Consider the following 15,783-nt stretch of genomic DNA (forward strand, 5'->3'; position numbering starts at 1 on the left):
GAAAAAACATCCCCCGCGCTACCAGCGCGAGAACCATTTCTGGTTCTCTTTTGGCACGCAAAAGAGAACATTAGCCTTGATGAAAAAGCGCTTTACCCCGCGCTACCAGCGCGAAAACCATTTCTAGTCCTCTTTTAGCCAACAAAAGAGAACACCAGCACCCGAAAAACCACACTTCTTTGCGGAAGAAACAAGAAGCTTTTCAATTTCTACTTGAAAAATAGGATATGATTGGGGTATATTATAGCTGAGCGCTGCAAGGCGCATCGTGAAAGACAGAAAGGGATACTACCATGTTTGATATTTTCAATATGCTCAAGAAGGACGAGAACCACCCTGTGAAGCAGGTGACTCGTGAGACCATCATCGGCGACATTCTGGATATGGACCAGAGCACCGCTCCCTACTTTATGGAGATCGGGATGCACTGCCTCGGCTGCCCCGCCTCCCGCGGCGAGAGCATCGAGGAGGCCTGCGAGGTCCACGGTGTGGACTGCGACGAGCTGCTGGAGAAGCTGAACGCTCATCTGGCCTCCAAGAAGTCCTGAGTGCTGCCGACACTGGATGCGCGTCTGAGCGCTGCCGCTGAGCTGGTGCGCCCCGGTCAGCCTGTGGCCGACATCGGCTGCGACCACGGCAAGCTGACGGCGGTGCTGGCCGCTTCGGGGAAGTACCCCAAGGTCATCGGGGCCGATTTGCGCCCCGGCCCGCTGGCGAAGGCCGCACAGACGCTGGAATATGCCGGATGCAAAGACCGCGCTGAGCTGAGGCTCGGCGACGGTCTTTCTGTGTTGTCCCCGGGCGAGGCAGGCACCATCGTGCTGGCGGGCGTCTCGGCCCAGACGACATGGGAGATCATCGAGAAAGCTCCGTGGGTGTCTGCGCCGGGCGGGCCGCGCCTCGTGATGGTGCCGGCCACCCGCCACAGCGACCTCCGCCGCTGGCTGTGGGAGCACGGTTTTGCCCTCATAGCTGACCGGCCGGTGCAGGCGGCGGGCCGCTGGTATGCCGTCATGGCGGCGGAGTACACCGGCGAGGTGAGGATGCCCACCTTCCAAGAATGCCTGTTCGGCCTCACCGGCCAGTGGCCGGAGGGCGAGGGCTACGCCGCATGGCAGAAAGCAAAGCTGCCCCGCCTCCGCCTCGGCGTGCCGGACGGCAGCGAGATGGCGAGGGAGATGGACGCATTGATCGCGTCTCTGCCCTCTCAGGCCGCTTCTTTGAAGGAAAAGGAAACGTATCGGTAAGGCAGGTAAAGCTATGACAACGATCGATTCGATTTATCAGGAGATGCAGCGCATCGCGCCGCTGGCGCTGGCGGAGAGCTGGGACAACCCCGGTCTGTTGGTGGATTGCGGCGGCGGAGCGTCCCGGGTTCTGGTGACGCTGGACATCACCCCCGAGGTGGTGGAGGAAGCGGCCCGGAAGGGCTGTCAGCTCATCGTGTCCCACCACCCGGTCATCTTTTCTCCCCTCAAGAAGCTGAGCGGGCAGGACGTGGCCTTTCAACTGGTGAAAAACGGCATCTCGGCCATCTGTATGCACACGAATCTGGATGCCGCCGAGGGCGGCGTCAATGAGGTGCTGGCCGGGTTCTTCGGGATGCGGGAGATGGAAGTCTTCGCCGAGGGCTGCGGTCGAGTGGGCAGCATCGACCCCATCACGGTGCCTGAGCTGGCGAAAAAGGCGCAGCAGGAGCTTGCCTCCCGCTGCAACCAGCCCCTCGACGGCCCTGCGGTGCAGGTGAAATTCGCCGACACCGGCAAGACCGTGCAGCGGCTGGCCGTCATCAGCGGCGCGGGCGGCAGCCTCTTTGAGGACGCGCTGGCACAGGGGGCGGACTGCCTGCTGACCGGCGAGGCCAATCACCACCACGCCATCGACGCCAAGCGGCTGGGGCTTTCCCTCATCGCGGCGGGCCACTACGCCACCGAATTTCCGGTGACGGCGGCGGTGGCCGAAAAGCTGCGCGGGGCCTTCCCGGCGCTGGAAGTCCTCGTGAGCGAGGACGCCCGCGACCCTTATACTTATTTATAATAAAACGAGGTAATACAAATGGCATTGGATGCCGCGACACTGGCGCTGACGGCGGCGGAACTGAAGACCACGCTGGCCGACGCCAAGATCGCAAAACTGTTTGAGCCGACCCGCGATGAGCTGGTCATCACCCTGCGCACCCGCACCGATACCTACAGCCTGCTGCTGTCGGCCCGGAGCGGCTCGGCAAGAGTCTGCCTGACCGAGGAGAACTTCGAGAACCCCGAAACGCCGCCCTCCTTCTGTATGCTGATGCGAAAGCATCTCACCGGCGGACGTCTGTTGGACGTCCGGATGGAGCCGGGCGACCGCATCGTCTACTTCGAGTTCCAGTGCACCAACGAGATGGGCGACCTTGTGCGGAACATCCTCTGCGCGGAGCTGATGGGCCGCTACTCCAATCTGGTGCTGGTGCAAAACGGAAAGATCATCGACGCCCTTAAGCGGGTGGATTTTGAGGACAGCGATGTCCGTCAGCTCCTGCCCGGTCTGCCCTATACCACGCCCCCCAAGCCTGCCCGGCCCGATTTTCTGGCGGTCAGTGCGGCGTCCATCGTGGCGGCGGCCTGTGAGCGGGACCTGCCGGTGGCGGACGCCCTGAACAAGACGGTGGCAGGCGTCGGCCCGGTGGTCTGCCGGGAAGCTGCATGGCGTGCCTTTGACGGGGAGCATCTGCTGGCCAACGAGCTGACCGAGGCCCAGAAGCACCAGCTGATGGCAGCCATCGACGAGCTGAAGGAGATCTACGACGAGGGCGGCTGTCCGTGCAGCGTCACCGCCCCGGACGGAAAGCCGGTGGAGTACACCTTCTTCCGTCCCCGGCAGTACGGCGACAAGTATCTCATCAAGGAATGGCCATCCTTCAACGCCATGCTCGAGGGCTACTACGCCGAGAAGGACCGCGCCGAGCGCCTGCGCACCAAGAGCAAGGAGCTGCACAAGGCCGTCCATAATATGTATGAGCGCGCCGTCCGCAAGCAGGCCGCGCGGCAGGAAGAACTTGCCGCCAGCGGCAAGAGCGAGAAGCTCCGCCTCTACGGCGAGCTGCTGTCGGCCAACCTTTACCTCGCTGAAAAGGGGATGAAGAGCATCACCGTGCCCAACTGGTACGACGAGGGCCGAGAAGTCACCATCCCGCTGGACCTTCGCTTCAGTCCCAGCCAGAACGCCCAGAACTTCTTCAAGAACTACAAGAAGAAGCAGACGGCTGCCCGGATGCTGGTGGACCTGCTGGCCGAGGGCGAGAAGGAGATCGCCTATCTGGAAACGGTGCTCTACGAGGTGGAGACGGCCTCCGGCGAGGCGGCGCTGAATGAGATCCGCGCCGAGCTGAAGAGTCAGGGCTACCTGAAATACTACAAGCAGCGCGACAAGCGCCAGAAGCCCGCCGACTTCCTCCGGTTCACCTCCAGCGACGGCTTCGAGATCCTTGTGGGCCGCAACAACGCCCAGAACGACAGGCTCACCCTCCACACTGCCCGGGGCAAGGACCTCTGGTTCCACGTCCAGAAGGCCCCCGGCAGCCATGTCGTGGTCATGAGCCGGGGCGAGGACATCCCCGACGCCACCAAGCAGGAGGCCGCAGAGCTGGCCGTGGTCTATTCCAGCGCCTTCAAGGCCGGTGCCGCCGCCAAGGTGGCCGTGGATACCACTGAGGTGAAGAACATCTGGAAAGCCAACGGCGCAAAGCCCGGCATGGTGCTCTACGAGGTCTACACCACAGTGTACGTCACCCCGCGGGAAAAGCTGCTGGATGAGCTGAAGGTCAACGCGAAAAAATAGATCCGATTTGAGACTCTGGCCGCTGTGCATCTGCACGGCGGCTTTTTTGCAGGAGGCAGTGGATAAAAAACGGAAGGACGATGGTATAAGAGGGCCGGTGAGCGGGCATCCTAAGAGTCAGCGGGGTTTTCCACAGAAAAAGCTGCCATGGCATTGTGCATTCTGCACAGAAAATCGGCCGGAAAAGAAAACAGAGGAAATAAAAAATAAAATCTGCGTTTTTTCGAAAAAACACTTGCCAAATGCACGAAGATGTGATAGAATATCTCTCGGCTGCAAAGGGCTTGTGCGATACAAGTCGTGCAGGCCAGCGATATGCGTAGATGCGGGAGGTTGTCATCCGGCGATAGCTGAGATGGGTTATTTCCGCGGAGTATGTCCGATCTTAGAACCGGGCGAAAGAATTACTGACAGCGATGGAATACGTTCCCTCGGCAGGGCGACCTGCGAAACGGGAGGAACCAATGTTCGGATTTGATTTGCTAATATATCTCCGGGAGAACTGCCAAGCGGTTCACCGGTTTTTCTAGTGCCAAATCGAGGAACACCCGGAACTGTGTAGAGCAATTTATCGGCTCGCCTAGGGCAAAACAATTTTTCAGGAGGCGTAAGCAATGGCAGTCAAAGAGAAAATCAGAATCCGTCTGCAGAGCTATGATGCTCAGCTGATCGATGCCGCAGCAGAGAAGATCGTGGAGACCGCAAAGCACACTGGTGCCCGCGTGTCCGGCCCCATCCCCCTGCCCACCGATCGTGAGATCGTCACCGTTCTGCGCGCTACCCACAAGTACAAGGATAGCCGCGAGCAGTTCGAGAGCCGCACTCATAAGCGTCTGATCGACATTCTGAAGCCGTCCAACAAGACGGTCGAGGCTCTGATGAGCCTCCAGCTCCCCGCTGGCGTGGACATCGAGATCAAGCTGTAAAAGACACTCGATCAAATTCGATGCCCTCGTTTCCCGAGGGGTCATGTTGGCAGTGACGTGCGCTGCCAACCAATAACCTTTACAGGAGGAAAAGAAAATGGTTAAAGGCATTATCGGCAAGAAAGTCGGTATGACCCAGCTGTTCGATGAGAACGGCAAGGTCATTCCCGTGACCGTCATCGAGGCTGGTCCCTGCACCGTCGTGCAGAAGAAGACCGTCGAGAGCGATGGTTATCAGGCTGTCCAGCTGGGCTTCGGCGAGGTTTCCGCCAAGAAGGTCAACAAGGCAGCTGCAGGCCACTTCAAGAAGGCAAATGTTGCCCCCAAGAAGACCCTGCGCGAGTTCCGTCTGGAGGATGTCTCCGCAATGAACGTCGGCGATGTGCTGAAGGCTGATGTCTTCGCAGCTGGCGACAAGGTTGACGTCGTGGGCGTCTCCAAGGGCAAGGGCTATCAGGGCGTTATCAAGCGCTACGGCCAGCACCGTCTGCGTGAGAGCCACGGCACCGGCCCGGTGGCACGCCACGCCGGTTCCAATGGCTCCACTTCTACCCCGTCTCGCGTGTTCCCCGGCAAGCGCCTGCCCGGCCACATGGGCTTTGTGCGCGTTACCGTGCAGAACCTGACCGTTGTCAAGGTTGACACCGAGAACAATCTGATCGCTGTCAAGGGTGCGGTTCCCGGCTCCAAGGGCACCATCGTCACTCTGGCCAACAGCGTGAAGGCGTAAGGAGGAAAGCTACAATGGCAAAGTTTAACGTAGTCGATATGAACGGTCAGCATGTTAGCGAGATCGAGCTTTCCGACGCCGTGTTCGGTATCACCCCGAACGAGAAGGCAGTCCACATTGCTGTGGTGAACTTCCTGGCCAACCAGCGTCAGGGCACCCAGAACACCAAGATCCGCATGGAAGTCTCCGGCGGCGGCAAGAAGCCCTGGCGTCAGAAGGGCACCGGCCACGCTCGTCAGGGTTCCATCCGTGCACCGCAGTGGACTCACGGCGGCGTCGCTCTGGGCCCCAAGCCCCGCAGCTACAACTACCACATCAACAACAAGGTCAAGCGTCTGGCTCTGCTGAGCGTCCTGTCCGACAAGGCTGCCAATGGCAACATGGTCGTTGTTGATAAGTTCGCCTGCGACGAGTACAAGACCAAGGCTGTCGTCTCCATGCTGAACGCCGTCGGCGCTGGCAAGAAGAACCTGCTGGTCAATGAGACTGTCGATGCAAAGTTCGTCAAGAGCGCTGGCAACATCGCTGGCGTCAAGACCACCTTCGCTGGCAGCGTGAACACCTACGATGTGCTGAACGCCGACAAGCTGATCATCAGCGTCGACGCAGCGAAGAAGCTCGAGGAGGTGCTTGGCTAATGAAAACCGCACATGATATTATCCTGAAGCCGGTCATTACCGAGAACTCCATGGCCGGTATCGCCGACAAGAAGTACACCTTCAAGGTCGCTACCGATGCTACCAAGGTCGAGATCGCTCAGGCTGTCGAGGTCCTGTTCCCCGGCGTCAAGGTCTCCAAGGTCAACACCATCTCTGTCCGCGGCCGTTTCCGCCGTCAGGGTATGCATGCTGGTTACACTGCCGCCTCCAAGAAGGCGATCGTGACCCTGACCAAGGACTCCAAGGAGATCGAGTTCTTCAACAGCATGGTCTGATCGAACCCACCGAGGGTTCCTCTATGGGGATATGACCCCGATAATAATTCATAAGATAAACAAAGGAGAATAGCACAATGGCTATCAAAAAGTATGGCCCCACTACTCCGGGCCGCCGCGGCATGACCGTCACGGATTACAGCGTCCTGTCCAAGGTCGCTCCCGAGCGCAGCCTGCTGGAGCCTATGAAGAAGCACAGCGGCCGCAACAACACCGGTCGTATCACCGTCCGCCATCAGGGCGGCGGCAACCGCACCAAGTATCGTGTCATCGACTTCAAGCGTCAGAAGACCGATATGCCCGCTACCGTCAAGACTCTGGAGTACGATCCGAACCGCAGCGCATTCATCGCTCTGGTCGAGTACACTGACGGTGTCAAGAGCTACATCATCGCTCCCGACGGCCTGAAGGTCGGCGATGTTGTCGTCAGCGGCAAGGGCGCCGACATCAAGCCCGGCAACTGCCTGCCCTTCGAGAACATCCCCGTCGGTACCATCATCCACAACATCGAGCTGTACCCCGGCCGCGGCGCTCAGCTGGTCCGTTCCGCTGGCAACATGGCTCAGCTGATGGCTAAGGAGAACGGCTACGCTCTGGTCCGTCTGCCCTCTGGTGAGATGCGCAACGTGCCCGTCAACTGCACCGCAGTCGTCGGTCAGGTCTCCAACATCGACCACGAGAACGTCAACCTCGGCAAGGCTGGCCGTAAGCGCCACATGGGCGTCCGTCCCGGCAGCCGTGGTACCGTCATGAACCCCTGCGACCACCCCCACGGCGGTGGCGAGGGCCGTGCACCTGTTGGCCACTCCGGTCCTATGACTCCCTGGGGCAAGCCTGCTCTGGGTCTCAAGACTCGCAAGCATCATAAGCGCTCCGATAAGCTCATCGTGAAGCGTGCAGGTAAGTAAGAGAGGAGTTTAAGACAATGGGTAGAAGCATTAAAAAAGGACCTTTCGTCCAGGCTGCTCTTCTGAAGCACGTTGAAGCAATGAACGCTTCCGGCAAGAAGCAGGTCATCAAGACCTGGAGCCGCGCCTCCACGATCTTCCCCGAATTCGTTGGTCACACCTTTGCCGTCCACGACGGCCGCAAGCATGTGCCTGTGTACGTGACCGAGGACATGGTTGGCCACAAGCTGGGTGAGTTCGTTCCCACCCGTACCTTTAAGGGCCACACCGGTAATTCGAAGTAAGAGAAGGAGGAACACAACATGGAAGCTCGGGCAATTCTTCGTTATGCCCGCATTAGTCCTCGTAAGGTGTCCATCGTTATGGATCTGATCCGTAACAAGCCCCTGGACGAAGCGCTGGCAATCCTGCAGTACACCCCGAAGGCCGCTTGTGAGCCCCTTCTGAAGCTGGTGAAGTCTGCAGCCGCAAATGCGGAAAACAACTTCAATATGGACAAGAACAACCTCTACGTCGCCGAGTGCTATGTCTGCCCCGGCCCGACGCTGAAGCGCATGATGCCTCGTGCACAGGGCCGCGGCTACCGCATCCTGAAGCGCACCAGCCACATGACCGTTGTTCTGAAAGAGAAAGAGTAAGGAGGGAAAACAATGGGCCAGAAAGTAAATCCGCACGGCATTCGTGTCGGCGTTATTAAAGACTGGGACAGCCGCTGGTTTGCCTCCAAGAAGGATTTCAGCGATAACCTCGTCGAGGATCACAAGATCCGCACTGAGCTGAAGGCTCAGCTGAAGGACGCTGGCGTCCCCAAGATCGAGATCGAGCGCACTGTGGATCCTTCCACTTCCGCTCCCCGCGTTACCGTCAACATCTACTGCGCAAAGCCCGGTATGGTGATCGGTAAGGGCGGCGAAGAGCGCGTTGCTCTGCAGAACAAGCTGACCAAGGAGTATGGCAAGACCGTCATCGTCAACGTCATCGAGGTCAAGAGCGCTGCTACCAACGCTCAGCTGGTTGCCGAGGACATCGCTCGTCAGCTGGAGAACCGCGTTACCTTCCGCCGCGCTATGAAGCAGTGCATGCGTAACGCTATGAGCCCCCGCGATCGTGCAACTGTCCCTGCAAAGGGCATCAAGGCAATGTGCTCCGGCCGTCTGGGCGGCGCCGACATCGCCCGCACTGAGAGCTACCACGAGGGCACCATCCCCCTGCAGACCCTGCGTGCCGACATCGACTACGGCTTCGCTGAGGCTGCTACCACCTACGGCCGCATCGGCGTCAAGGTCTGGGTCTACAAGGGCGAGGTCCTCAAGAGCGCTAAGACCGCTCAGAAGAAGGAAGGAGGCAACAAGTAATGTTACTGCCTAAGCGTGTTAAGTACCGCCGCGTCCAGCGCGGCCGCATGACCGGCAAGGCTACCCGCGGCAACGTGGTGTGCCAGGGCCAGTACGGCCTTGTTGCTCTGGAGCCGGCATGGATCTCCTCCACTCAGATCGAGGCTGCTCGTGTCGCCATGACTCGTTACATCAAGCGTGGCGGCAAGGTCTGGATCAAGATCTTCCCCGATAAGCCCGTTACTGAGAAGCCCGCTGAGACCCGCATGGGTTCCGGTAAAGGCTCTCCCGAGTACTGGGTCGCTGTTGTCAAGCCCGGCCGTGTGCTGTTCGAGCTGGCAGATGTCGATGAGGCAACTGCTCGTGAGGCTCTGCGCCTGGCAATGCACAAGCTGCCCATCAAGTGCAAATTTGTTGTCCGTGAGGACTCCGTGAAGGAGGATGGCACCAATGAAGGCTAATGAACTCCGCGAAATGCAGACCGCAGAGCTGACCAGCAAGCTGGCAGACCTGAAGGCCGAGCTGTTTAACCTGCGCTTCCAGCATGCCATCAACCAGCTGGAGAACCCCGGCCGCATCGAAGCAGTCAAGAAGGACATCGCTCGCGTGATGACCATTCTGGCTGAGAAGCAGTAAGGAGGTTAAACGATGGAAGAACGTAATCTGAGAAAGACCCGCGTCGGCGTCGTCGTGTCCGACAAGATGGATAAGACCATCGTGGTTGCCGTTAAGGATAGCGTGCAGCACCCCCTGTACAAGAAGATCCTGAAGCGTACCGCCAAGTTCAAGGCTCGTGACGAGCAGAACGAGTGCGGCATCGGTGACCGTGTTGAGATCATGGAGTGCCGCCCCCTGTCCAAGGATGTGCGCTGGCGCCTGGTCCGTATCGTTGAGAAGGCAAAGTAATCATCTTTGCCCGCTGCTTTGAACAGTTTGAAAGGAGATATCTGAAATGGTTCAGATGCAAACTTATCTCAAAGTTGCCGACAACACCGGTGCCAAGGAGCTGATGTGCTTCCGCGTGCTGGGCGGCACCCGCAAGAGATACGCAAACATTGGTGACGTCGTGGTCTGCTCTGTCAAGAAGGCAGCCCCCGGCGGCTCCGTTAAGAAGGGCGACGTCGTCAAGGCTGTCATCGTGCGCAGCAAGCATGGCGTCCGCCGCGACGACGGCTCCTACATCCGTTTCGATGAGAACGCCGCCGTTATCGTCATGGCCGACAAGAGCCCCAAGGGTACTCGTATCTTTGGACCCGTCGCTCGCGAGCTGCGCGATGCCGGCTACACCAAGATCCTGAGCCTGGCTCCGGAATCGCTGTAAGGAGGTTTTAAAAATGAATAATCTTCATGTTAAAACCGGCGACAACGTAATGATCATCAGCGGCAAGGACAAGGGCCACACTGGTAAGGTCCTGCAGGTCAGCCCCTCTGAGAACAAGGTCATCGTTGAGGGCCAGAACATGGTTACCAAGCACGTCAAGCCCCGTCGTCAGGGCGAGCAGGGCGGCATCGTCAAGGCTGAGGGTGCAATGTACGCATCCAAGGTCATGCCCATCTGCCCCAAGTGCGGCAAGGCTGTGCGCGTGGGCCACGTCGAGAAGGACGGTAAGATGGTCCGCGTCTGCAAGAAGTGCGGCGCTGAGCTGTAAGAAAGGAGTAAGGAACAATGGCTCGTTTGAAAGAACAGTATGTCAATGAAATTGCTCCTGCTCTGAACAAGAAGTTCGGTTACAAGAGCGTTATGCAGATCCCCAAGCTGGACAAGGTCGTCATCAATGTTGCCTGCGGCGAAGCTAAGGACAACGAGAAGATCCTTGAGGCTGTCATGAAGGATCTGGGCCAGATCACTGGCCAGAAGGCAGTCGTCTGCCGTGCCAAGAAGAGCGTCGCTAACTTCAAGCTGCGTCAGGGCACCCCCATCGGCTGCAAGGTTACCCTGCGTGGTGAGCGTATGTACGAGTTCGTCGATCGTTTCTTCAACATCGCACTGCCCCGTGTCCGCGACTTCCGCGGCATCAACGGCAACGGTTTTGACGGTCGCGGCAACTTTGCATGCGGCATCAAGGAGCAGATCATCTTCCCCGAGATCGACTTCGAGAAGGTCGATGCAGTCCGCGGCATGGATGTCTGCTTCGTTACCACCGCTAAGACCGACGAAGAGGGCAAGGAGCTGCTGAAGGCTCTGGGCGCTCCGTTCGCTGAGAATAACTAAGGAGGAGATTACAATGGCTAAACTGTCTATGAAGCTCAAGCAGTCTCGTCCTGCTAAGTTCTCTACCCGTGCATACACCCGCTGCCGCATCTGCGGCCGCCCCCACTCCGTGCTGCGCAAGTACGGCGTGTGCCGTGTGTGCTTCCGTGAGCTGGCCTACAAGGGCGAGATCCCGGGCGTGAAGAAGGCTTCTTGGTAATTCATCCAAGGGCTGGATAACAAGTCGGATTCCGCCCCGGGGCAACGATGTTTCGGGGCGGTATCATTATAAAACAAATGAGAGCTAATCTAAGGAGGTTAGTGGCAAATGCAGATTACTGATCCTATCGCGGACCTGCTGACTCGCATCCGCAACGCTAGCACTGCCAAACACCCTTCTGTGGAGATCCCCGCTTCCAACATGAAGAAGGCTATCTGCCAGATTCTGGTTGACGAGGGCTACATCAAGGGCATGCAGGTGAAGAACGACACTGTTCAGGGCACCATCGTTGTCACCCTGAAGTATCAGGCAAACGGCGAGCCTGTTATCGCCGGCCTGCGCCGTGTGTCCAAGCCCGGCCTGCGCATCTACACCAACTGCGAGGATATGCCGAAGGTCATGAAGGGCCTGGGCACCGCAATCATTTCCACCTCTAAGGGCATCATGACCGATAAGGCTGCTCGTGCTGCGCACGTTGGCGGCGAGGTCCTGGCCTTTGTGTGGTAAGAAAGGGGTAAAAGACAATGTCGAGAATTGGAAGAAAACCCATCGTCATTCCTGCCGGCGTTACGGTCACTGTCGATGAGGCAGCACACACCGTCGCCGTCAAGGGCCCCAAGGGCAGCCTGAATTCCAACTATCATCCCCTCATGACCGTCAAGGTCGAGGGTAATGAGGTTTTGGTTACCCGCCCCAATGACGAACCCGAGGCCCGCAGCCTGCACGGCCTGACCCGCAGCAACATCGCCAACATGGTGAACGGTGTTGTCAACGGCTACGAGAAGAAGCTGGAGATCGTGGGCGTCGGCCTGCGCTGCCAGAAGCAGGGCTCCAACCTTGTGATGAACCTGGGCTTCTCTCATCAGGTGAACATCCCCGATACTGAGGATTGCACCATCGTGTGGCAGGACCCCAACCACTTCACTGTTACCGGTATCGATAAGCAGAAGGTCGGCCAGTATGCTGCCGAGATCCGCGCCAAGAAGCCGCCCGAGCCTTACAAGGGCAAGGGCATCCGCTACGAAGGCGAGGTTGTCAAGCACAAAGAAGGCAAGGCCGGCAAGGGCAAGAAATAAGGTAAGGAGTGAAAGACAATGGTTAAGCAGATCGACAAGAACGAAGCTCGTCTTCGTCGTCATCGCCGCGTTCGTAACAAGATCAGCGGCACCGCAGCACGTCCTCGCCTGGATGTTTTCCGCTCCGCCAAGCACATCTACGCTCAGATCATCGACGATGAGCAGGGCGTTACTCTGGTGTCGGCGTCCACTATGGACAAGGACTTCAACGGTTTCGGCGGCAACGTCGAGGCCGCTGCTGAGATCGGCAAGAAGGTCGCAGCAAAGGCTCTGGAAAAGGGCATCACCGAGGTCGTTTTCGACCGTGGCGGTTACGTTTATCATGGCCGTGTTAAGGCCCTGGCTGATGGCGCCCGTGAGGGCGGCCTGAAGCTGTAATGAGAGGAGGAAACACATTATGGCTATGAGAAACCGTGAAGACGACGGCATGATCACCAAGGTTGTCTCCATCAACCGCGTTTCCAAGACTGTCAAGGGCGGCCGCATCATGAAGTTTGCCGCTCTGGTCGTTGTGGGCGACGGCAAGGGCACCATCGGTTACGGCATCGGCAAGTCCGGCGAAGTGCCTGAGGCAATCCGCAAGGGCGAGGCTGCTGCCAAGAAGAACATGCGCAAGGTTGCCCTGAAGGGCACCACCATCCCCCATGAGATCGTCGGTAAGTACGGCGCAGGTGCAGTCCTGCTGAAGCCGGCTGCCGCTGGTACCGGCATGATCGCTGGCGGCCCCGTGCGTGCCGTCATCGAGGCTGCCGGCATCAAGGACATTCGTGCGAAGTCTATGCGTTCCAACAACCCCATCAATGTTGTGTCTGCTACCTTCGCAGGTCTGTGCGGCCTGGTCAGCGCAGAGTCTGTCGCTGAGAAGCGCGGCAAGACCGTGAAAGAAATTCTGGGTTAAGGAGGTAACAAACCATGGCAGATAAGATGCTCAAGATCGAGCTGAAGAAGAGCCTGATCGGCCGCGGCGCGAAGCAGATCGCTACCGCTGAGGCTCTGGGCCTGAAGAAGCCGGGCGACGTTACCGTTCAGCCTGACAATGCCGCTACGCAGGGCAAGATCGCTAAGATCGGCTTCCTGCTCAGCGTCACCGAAGCCTAATCAGGGGGGATACGCATAATGAAACTTCATGAACTGCACGCGATTCCCGGCGCAAACAAGGCTGTGACCCGCAAGGGCCGCGGCATTGGCTCCGGCAATGGCAAGACTGCCGGTTTTGGCAGCAAGGGCCAGAAGGCCCGTTCCGGCGTGAAGCACGCTGGTTTCGAGGGCGGCCAGATGCCTCTGGCACGCCGTCTGCCGAAGGTCGGCTTTAACAACATCTTTGCCACCCAGTACGCCATCGTCAACGTGGCCGATCTGGAGGCAGCTTTCGAGGCCGGCGAAGTCGTCGACACCGAGGCTCTGAAGGCAAAGGGTCTGGTCAAGAAGACCCTGGACGGCGTTAAGGTCCTGGGCAACGGCGAGCTGACCAAGGCTCTGACCGTCAAGGCCGCAGCCTATTCCGCTTCTGCCAAAGAGAAAATCGAGAAGGCAGGCGGAAAGGCTGAGGTGATGTAAGGTGTTCCAGACATTCCGTAACGCATGGAAGATCCCCGAGCTTAAAAATCGTCTCCTGTTCACGCTGGCGATCCTCGTGGTGTACCGTTTGGGCTGTGCTATCCCGGTGCCCTTCGTGACCGGCTCTGCGCTGACGCAGATGTTCTCGAACGGCAATATGCTCGCATATCTTGATATGATGAGCGGCGGCGCACTGTCCCGGTGCACGCTCTTCGCGTTAGGTGTGACACCCTATATCAACGCATCCATCATCGTGCAGCTGCTCACGGTGGCCATCCCCTCGCTGGAAAACATTGCGAAGGAACCGGACGGCCAGCAGAAGCTGCAGCAGATCACCCGGTACGCCGGCGGCATCATCGCTCTGATCATGAGCCTCGGCTACTACTTTGTGGTCCGTAACATGGGCGCACTGAAGTACACTTCCGGCGCGGCTGGTATCTTTACCGCCGTGGTCATCATCGCCACCTTCACCGCAGGTGCTCAGCTGATCACCTGGTGCGGCGAGCAGATCGATGACAAGGGCATTGGCAACGGCCTGTCCCTTCTGATCTTCTCTTCGATCGTTTCCAACTGGTCCTCTCTCTACACCACGGTGGCGGGTCTCCTGACCCGTGCTGCCGCAGGCGAGAGCCAGTTCTACATCTTCCTGCCCCTGCTGCTCGTTCTGGCACTGGTCGTGATCGTGTTCATCGTCATTATGACGAACGCTGAGCGCCGCATCACCATCCAGTACGCCAAGCGCGTGGTGGGCCGCAAGCAGATGGGCGGGCAGAACAGCTACCTGCCGCTGAAGCTGAACATGAGCGGCGTCATGCCCATCATCTTCGCTTCCGCTCTGGTCTCGATCCCGGGCACGATCGGCAGCTTCCTGCAGGTCGACCAGGCTGCGCATCCGTTCTGGTACGCATTCTTCCGTACCTTCAACTATACGTCGCCGCTTTACGTCGTCATCTACCTGCTGCTGATCCTGGCCTTCAACTACTTCTATGTGGCCATCCAGTACAACCCCGTTGAGATCGCCAACAATCTGCGCCGCAACAACGGCTCGATCCCCGGCTTCCGTCCCGGCAAGCCGACCAGCGATTTCATCACCCGCACGCTGAACAAGATCACTCTCATCGGCGCGATCTTCCTCGCTGTGGTGGCTGTACTGCCGATCGTTCTGGGCAACCTGACCGGTATGAGCATCCAGCTGGGCGGTACCAGCCTGCTGATCGTGGTCGGTGTGGCACTCGATACCACCCGCAGCCTCGACAGCTTCATGACGATGCGCAGCCACAAGGGCTTCCTCGGCTGATCTGTAAAGAATAAGCACTGATGTAAGAAAGCACTGGAAAGGAGAGCATGCTCGGACTTTTCAGTGCTTTTTTGCTTTGGCGAGCCGTTAGCGGCTCCAAACCGCGGCGGACTCGAAGAAAAAACCATCCTTTAAATAAGGAGAGGAGAAATTTCTATGAATCTGATTCTGTTGGGCGCTCCCGGCGCAGGCAAAGGTACGCAGGCTGAGATCATCTGCGCAAAACTGAACATCCCCGCCATCAGCACGGGCAACATCCTCCGCGCCGCCGTCAAGGACGGCACCGAGATGGGCCTGAAGGCCAAGAGCTTTATGGATGCCGGCGCACTGGTCCCCGATGAGGTCATCATCGGCATCCTGAAGGATCGCCTGTCCGAGGCTGACTGCGCCAACGGCTTCATTCTGGACGGTGTGCCCCGCACCATCGCACAGGCAGAGGCCATCGAGAAGATGGGCATCCGCATCGACAAGGTGCTGGAGCTGTCCGTTGCCGACAATGTCATCGTTGAGCGGATGGGCGGCCGCCGCGTCTGCGAGAAGTGCGGCGCAAGCTACCACATCGTCAACAAGAAGAGCAAGGTCGAGGGCGTGTGCGACTGCTGCGGCGGCAAGCTCGTCATCCGCAAGGACGACCAGCCCGCCACCGTGCTGGATCGACTGAAGGCATACCACGAGCAGACCGAGCCGCTGGTGGACTTCTACCGTCAGCGCGGCAAGCTGGCTGTCATCCCCTTCAGTGACTCCATCGAGGCGACCACGGCAGAGATCATGAAGGCTTTGGAGGCATAAAA

The 15,783-nt window shown here is 58.7% G+C and carries 27 protein-coding genes; all 27 read left to right on the forward strand.

Going from position 1 to position 15,783, the window contains the following annotated elements; translation table 11 throughout:
• The first annotated feature begins 293 nt into the window (after positions 1 to 293).
• The 27 genes from ACT8X9_RS06590 (at position 294) to ACT8X9_RS06720 (ending at position 15,781) form a co-directional block, all read left to right on the forward strand.
• On the forward strand, positions 294 to 548 hold the full coding sequence (locus tag ACT8X9_RS06590; protein WP_227621522.1) for a DUF1858 domain-containing protein: 255 nt from the start codon (positions 294 to 296) through the stop codon (positions 546 to 548).
• A complete protein-coding gene (locus ACT8X9_RS06595) occupies positions 549 to 1,247 on the forward strand; it encodes a class I SAM-dependent methyltransferase (RefSeq protein WP_444268502.1) in 699 nt (232 codons plus the stop codon).
• 13 nt (positions 1,248 to 1,260) lie between these two features.
• Entirely contained in the window at positions 1,261 to 2,037 is a 777-nt protein-coding gene (locus ACT8X9_RS06600) for a Nif3-like dinuclear metal center hexameric protein (protein ID WP_444268503.1), read from the forward strand.
• Between the two features lie 18 nt (positions 2,038 to 2,055).
• Positions 2,056 to 3,819, forward strand: coding sequence for an Rqc2 family fibronectin-binding protein (locus ACT8X9_RS06605; protein ID WP_444268504.1), 1,764 nt, complete (start codon positions 2,056 to 2,058; stop codon positions 3,817 to 3,819).
• A gap of 614 nt (positions 3,820 to 4,433) precedes the next feature.
• Positions 4,434 to 4,745 carry a 30S ribosomal protein S10 gene (rpsJ, locus tag ACT8X9_RS06610; RefSeq protein WP_005934923.1) on the forward strand — a complete coding sequence of 104 codons (312 nt, stop codon included), beginning with the start codon at positions 4,434 to 4,436 and terminating at the stop codon, positions 4,743 to 4,745.
• A 97-nt stretch (positions 4,746 to 4,842) separates the two neighbouring features.
• A complete protein-coding gene (rplC, locus tag ACT8X9_RS06615) occupies positions 4,843 to 5,475 on the forward strand; it encodes a 50S ribosomal protein L3 (RefSeq protein WP_055190682.1) in 633 nt (210 codons plus the stop codon).
• A gap of 14 nt (positions 5,476 to 5,489) precedes the next feature.
• On the forward strand, positions 5,490 to 6,113 hold the full coding sequence (rplD, locus tag ACT8X9_RS06620; RefSeq protein ID WP_227621518.1) for a 50S ribosomal protein L4: 624 nt from the start codon (positions 5,490 to 5,492) through the stop codon (positions 6,111 to 6,113).
• Complete coding sequence (gene rplW, locus ACT8X9_RS06625; RefSeq protein WP_015564637.1) at positions 6,113 to 6,409, forward strand: 50S ribosomal protein L23; 297 nt, start codon at positions 6,113 to 6,115, stop codon at positions 6,407 to 6,409. Before rplD ends, rplW begins: the two co-directional genes overlap by 1 nt.
• A gap of 77 nt (positions 6,410 to 6,486) precedes the next feature.
• Entirely contained in the window at positions 6,487 to 7,317 is an 831-nt protein-coding gene (gene rplB, locus ACT8X9_RS06630) for a 50S ribosomal protein L2 (protein ID WP_227621517.1), read from the forward strand.
• 17 nt (positions 7,318 to 7,334) lie between these two features.
• Complete coding sequence (gene rpsS / locus ACT8X9_RS06635) at positions 7,335 to 7,601, forward strand: 30S ribosomal protein S19 (protein ID WP_005934915.1); 267 nt, start codon at positions 7,335 to 7,337, stop codon at positions 7,599 to 7,601.
• 18 nt (positions 7,602 to 7,619) lie between these two features.
• The gene (gene rplV, locus ACT8X9_RS06640; protein ID WP_005921882.1) at positions 7,620 to 7,955 is read left to right on the forward strand and encodes a 50S ribosomal protein L22; all 336 of its coding nucleotides are present in this window, start codon (positions 7,620 to 7,622) and stop codon (positions 7,953 to 7,955) included.
• Positions 7,956 to 7,967: 12 nt separating this feature from the next.
• On the forward strand, positions 7,968 to 8,672 hold the full coding sequence (gene rpsC / locus ACT8X9_RS06645) for a 30S ribosomal protein S3 (RefSeq protein ID WP_005938023.1): 705 nt from the start codon (positions 7,968 to 7,970) through the stop codon (positions 8,670 to 8,672).
• Positions 8,672 to 9,112, forward strand: a complete 441-nt coding sequence (gene rplP, locus ACT8X9_RS06650; RefSeq protein WP_005938020.1) for a 50S ribosomal protein L16 — start codon at positions 8,672 to 8,674, stop codon at positions 9,110 to 9,112. The genes rpsC and rplP overlap by 1 nt, the downstream gene beginning before the upstream one ends.
• Positions 9,102 to 9,287 carry a 50S ribosomal protein L29 gene (gene rpmC / locus ACT8X9_RS06655; RefSeq protein ID WP_158402011.1) on the forward strand — a complete coding sequence of 62 codons (186 nt, stop codon included), beginning with the start codon at positions 9,102 to 9,104 and terminating at the stop codon, positions 9,285 to 9,287. Before rplP ends, rpmC begins: the two co-directional genes overlap by 11 nt.
• Positions 9,288 to 9,299: 12 nt before the next feature.
• The gene (rpsQ, locus tag ACT8X9_RS06660) at positions 9,300 to 9,557 is read left to right on the forward strand and encodes a 30S ribosomal protein S17 (protein ID WP_005938017.1); all 258 of its coding nucleotides are present in this window, start codon (positions 9,300 to 9,302) and stop codon (positions 9,555 to 9,557) included.
• A gap of 46 nt (positions 9,558 to 9,603) precedes the next feature.
• On the forward strand, positions 9,604 to 9,972 hold the full coding sequence (gene rplN, locus ACT8X9_RS06665; protein WP_005938014.1) for a 50S ribosomal protein L14: 369 nt from the start codon (positions 9,604 to 9,606) through the stop codon (positions 9,970 to 9,972).
• A gap of 13 nt (positions 9,973 to 9,985) precedes the next feature.
• Positions 9,986 to 10,300, forward strand: a complete 315-nt coding sequence (rplX, locus tag ACT8X9_RS06670) for a 50S ribosomal protein L24 (RefSeq protein ID WP_005934911.1) — start codon at positions 9,986 to 9,988, stop codon at positions 10,298 to 10,300.
• 17 nt (positions 10,301 to 10,317) lie between these two features.
• Positions 10,318 to 10,863, forward strand: a complete 546-nt coding sequence (gene rplE / locus ACT8X9_RS06675) for a 50S ribosomal protein L5 (RefSeq protein ID WP_015564641.1) — start codon at positions 10,318 to 10,320, stop codon at positions 10,861 to 10,863.
• A gap of 13 nt (positions 10,864 to 10,876) precedes the next feature.
• Positions 10,877 to 11,062 carry a type Z 30S ribosomal protein S14 gene (locus tag ACT8X9_RS06680; protein ID WP_005921866.1) on the forward strand — a complete coding sequence of 62 codons (186 nt, stop codon included), beginning with the start codon at positions 10,877 to 10,879 and terminating at the stop codon, positions 11,060 to 11,062.
• A 108-nt stretch (positions 11,063 to 11,170) separates the two neighbouring features.
• The gene (gene rpsH / locus ACT8X9_RS06685; protein ID WP_005934908.1) at positions 11,171 to 11,569 is read left to right on the forward strand and encodes a 30S ribosomal protein S8; all 399 of its coding nucleotides are present in this window, start codon (positions 11,171 to 11,173) and stop codon (positions 11,567 to 11,569) included.
• A 17-nt stretch (positions 11,570 to 11,586) separates the two neighbouring features.
• Positions 11,587 to 12,138, forward strand: a complete 552-nt coding sequence (rplF, locus tag ACT8X9_RS06690) for a 50S ribosomal protein L6 (RefSeq protein WP_412590336.1) — start codon at positions 11,587 to 11,589, stop codon at positions 12,136 to 12,138.
• Positions 12,139 to 12,156: 18 nt separating this feature from the next.
• On the forward strand, positions 12,157 to 12,516 hold the full coding sequence (gene rplR, locus ACT8X9_RS06695; RefSeq protein ID WP_005934906.1) for a 50S ribosomal protein L18: 360 nt from the start codon (positions 12,157 to 12,159) through the stop codon (positions 12,514 to 12,516).
• Between the two features lie 19 nt (positions 12,517 to 12,535).
• Positions 12,536 to 13,036, forward strand: a complete 501-nt coding sequence (rpsE, locus tag ACT8X9_RS06700; protein ID WP_227621515.1) for a 30S ribosomal protein S5 — start codon at positions 12,536 to 12,538, stop codon at positions 13,034 to 13,036.
• A gap of 14 nt (positions 13,037 to 13,050) precedes the next feature.
• A complete protein-coding gene (gene rpmD / locus ACT8X9_RS06705) occupies positions 13,051 to 13,236 on the forward strand; it encodes a 50S ribosomal protein L30 (protein WP_005921851.1) in 186 nt (61 codons plus the stop codon).
• A gap of 18 nt (positions 13,237 to 13,254) precedes the next feature.
• On the forward strand, positions 13,255 to 13,695 hold the full coding sequence (rplO, locus tag ACT8X9_RS06710; protein ID WP_015564645.1) for a 50S ribosomal protein L15: 441 nt from the start codon (positions 13,255 to 13,257) through the stop codon (positions 13,693 to 13,695).
• Position 13,696: 1 nt separating this feature from the next.
• A complete protein-coding gene (secY, locus tag ACT8X9_RS06715; RefSeq protein ID WP_227621514.1) occupies positions 13,697 to 14,992 on the forward strand; it encodes a preprotein translocase subunit SecY in 1,296 nt (431 codons plus the stop codon).
• A gap of 156 nt (positions 14,993 to 15,148) precedes the next feature.
• Complete coding sequence (locus ACT8X9_RS06720) at positions 15,149 to 15,781, forward strand: adenylate kinase (protein WP_444268505.1); 633 nt, start codon at positions 15,149 to 15,151, stop codon at positions 15,779 to 15,781.
• Positions 15,782 to 15,783 lie beyond the last annotated feature (2 nt).

Origin of the sequence: Faecalibacterium sp. (genome assembly GCF_052358865.1) — a bacterium.
Taxonomy (GTDB): domain Bacteria; phylum Bacillota; class Clostridia; order Oscillospirales; family Ruminococcaceae; genus Faecalibacterium; species Faecalibacterium butyricigenerans.